The following is a 2,193-nucleotide window of genomic DNA, read 5'->3' on the forward strand; positions in this document are numbered from 1 at the left end:
AGTGGTAATACAGCCAAGGAAATGCAAGTGAGCGCGAAGCCCAAGAGAGTACTTATCGCCGAGGACAACCCCATGTCCAGGAAGTGCCTGACGGCACACATGGAGCTTCTCGGCTACGAGGTGGCCGCCGTTTCTAACGGAAGGGCCGCTGTGGAGAAGGTTCGGGAGTTCCGGCCCGACCTGGCCATATTCGACGTAATGATGCCCGAGATGGACGGCATAGACGCCGCAAAGGCCGTCTCGGCCATCTCCCCGCTGCCCGTAATCCTCGTTAGCGGCCACTCTTCCGAGGACCTGGCCGCAAGGGCCATCGATGCCGGGGTTTTTGCCTACCTTATGAAGCCCGTCTCCAGGAAGCACCTCCTGCCCGCCGTGGAGCTCGCGTTTTCGAGATATCACCAGTTCGAAGACCTGAGGGAAGAGGTCGGCGACCTCAAGGAGGCCATCGAGACGCGTAAGCTCGTGGAGAGGGCCAAGGGCATTCTGATGAAGAGGTGCAAGATAGACGAAGAGGATGCCTTCAAACTCCTGCAGGTACAGTCGCAGAAAGAGAACAAGAAGATGAAATATGTGGCCGAGATGGTCATCTCGGCCAGCAAGCTCATCTGAATTCGGAGAGACGTAACGCGGGGACGGCCGCAGGCGCGGGCGCCTCTTTTTGTATATTACATACCGGGCCACAACGCTAGGGGAGTCTTCTAAAGGCTGAGAGTTCCTTCGAGGAAGGAAGACCCTGAGAACCTGAATCCGGGTAATGCCGGCGTAGGGAAGCGGTTCGACAGTGAGGGTAAGGTCGGCAAGACCGGCCTTACCGCATTTTTCGAGGCCGCCTCTTATATGGGGCGGCCTCTTTGATTTCGGGTTCAGGAAACCAAAACAATGACCACAGTAGCCGAAAAGATAATCGATACGGAAGAGATTGAGTCCATCCTCTCCGGCGTCGGAGGGGGAGGGGGAGGGGGAGGGGAAAAACTCTCCCGCATCCTTGAGCGCGCTGGGGAGTGCCGGGGCCTCTCCCTTGAAGAGGCCGCCGTGCTCCTCTCGGTCGAAGAGCCGGAGACTCTTGAGCGGATATACCAAAAAGCGGGTGAGGTGAAACTAAAAATATTCGGGAGGAGGGTCGTACTCTTCGCCCCGCTCTACCTGTCGAATCATTGCTCTAATGGTTGCCTCTACTGCGGTTTCAGGAGCGCCAACCGTGAGCTTCCCCGTAAAGCGCTTAGCGAAGACGAGGTGGTCGCCGAGGCCCGAACGCTCGAAGGGCTCGGCTTCAAGCGAATACTTATGGTCCTCGGCGAGGACGCGGCAACGGGGCTCGACTATATCCTCCGCTCGGTAAGGGCCGTATATTGTGAAACCGGCATAAGGATAGTCCATTTGAACGCCCCGCCGATGGGGGTCGATGAGCTAAAGGAGCTTAAGAAGGCCGGGGTCGGGGTCTACCAGGCCTTCCAGGAGACATACCACAGGCCAACCTACGAGCGGATGCACCCGACCGGCAAGAAGGGAAAAAAAAGCGATTACGACCGCAGGCTCGGGGTTATGACGCGCGCCCTTCGGGCGGGCTTCGAAGACGTCGGCATCGGGCCGCTCCTCGGTCTCTACGACTATAAGTACGATAGCCTCGCGACTATCGCCCACACGAGACATCTCTACGATGAGTTCGGCACGCACGCCCATACGATCTCCGTCCCGAGGCTCAGGCCCGCCGAGGGCTCGGCCCTCGGGGCGCCGCCGCACCCGGTTACCGACGAGGAGCTTAAGAAGACGGTGGCCGTCTTCCGGCTGGCCGTGCCGACGGCCGGTGTGGTCGTCTCAACGAGGGAGTCCGCTCCGCTCCGCAAAAATCTCATCCATATTGGCGCCTCCCAGCTTAGCGCCGCCTCGCGCACCGCCCCGGGTGGTTATACCGCAGCGAAGGAGGAGACTTTAAAACAGTTCGCGACCGAGGACCACGCCTCGCTCGGTGAGGTCATGGCCTCCATAGCCGCCGAGGGGTTCCTGCCGAGCCTATGCACCACCTGCTACCGCACCGGCAGGGTCGGAAGTAATTTTAACGCCATTGCCACCGCCGGAGGTATGAAGGGTTTTTGCCAGGCGAACGCCATACTCACCTTGAAGGAGTACCTTCTCGACACGGCGAGTAACGGCAGGGGTGAAGCGCTCGAAAAGGCGCTCGACCTTGCCATGGAC

At 59.6% G+C, this 2,193-nt stretch carries 2 protein-coding genes and 1 riboswitch; both genes read left to right on the top strand.

The window, feature by feature from the left end:
* Positions 1-27 precede the first annotated feature (27 nt).
* Positions 28-609 carry a response regulator gene (locus V3W31_10245; GenBank protein ID MEE9615309.1) on the top strand — a complete coding sequence of 194 codons (582 nt, stop codon included), beginning with the start codon at positions 28-30 and terminating at the stop codon, positions 607-609.
* A gap of 68 nt (positions 610-677) precedes the next feature.
* A riboswitch (TPP riboswitch) is annotated at positions 678-786 on the top strand.
* A 93-nt stretch (positions 787-879) separates the two neighbouring features.
* On the top strand, positions 880-2,193 hold a 1,314-nt coding region (hydG, locus tag V3W31_10250), incomplete at its 3' end, for a [FeFe] hydrogenase H-cluster radical SAM maturase HydG (GenBank protein MEE9615310.1).

Source organism: Thermodesulfobacteriota bacterium (genome assembly GCA_036482575.1).
Lineage (GTDB): Bacteria > Desulfobacterota > GWC2-55-46 > GWC2-55-46 > JAUVFY01 > JAZGJJ01.